The organism is Pseudomonas sp. WSY_20 (genome assembly GCF_043104335.1).
GTDB lineage: Bacteria > Pseudomonadota > Gammaproteobacteria > Pseudomonadales > Pseudomonadaceae > Aquipseudomonas > Aquipseudomonas parafulva_B.
Window position 1 is genome coordinate 1 of the sequence record NZ_JBICKP010000087.1, and the last position, 322, is coordinate 322.

General features: G+C 50.3%; 1 rRNA gene. It reads left to right on the top strand.

Annotation, left to right across the window (positions count from 1 at the left end):
* Positions 1 to 322: ribosomal RNA gene (locus ACF8E5_RS21125) — 23S ribosomal RNA — on the top strand; the annotation flags it as partial.

Below are 322 nucleotides of genomic sequence, written 5' to 3' on the forward strand. Positions count from 1 at the left end.
TGTAAGCCTGTGAAGGTGAGTTGAGAAGCTTGCTGGAGGTATCAGAAGTGCGAATGCTGACATGAGTAACGACAATGCGAGTGAAAAACTCGCACGCCGAAAGACCAAGGTTTCCTGCGCAACGTTAATCGACGCAGGGTTAGTCGGTCCCTAAGGCGAGGCTGAAAAGCGTAGTCGATGGAAAACAGGTTAATATTCCTGTACTTCCAGTTATTGCGATGGAGGGACGGAGAAGGTTAGGCCAGCCTGGCGTTGGTTGTCCAGGTTTAAGGTGGTAGGCTGAAATCTTAGGCAAATCCGGGATTTCAAGGCCGAGAGCTGA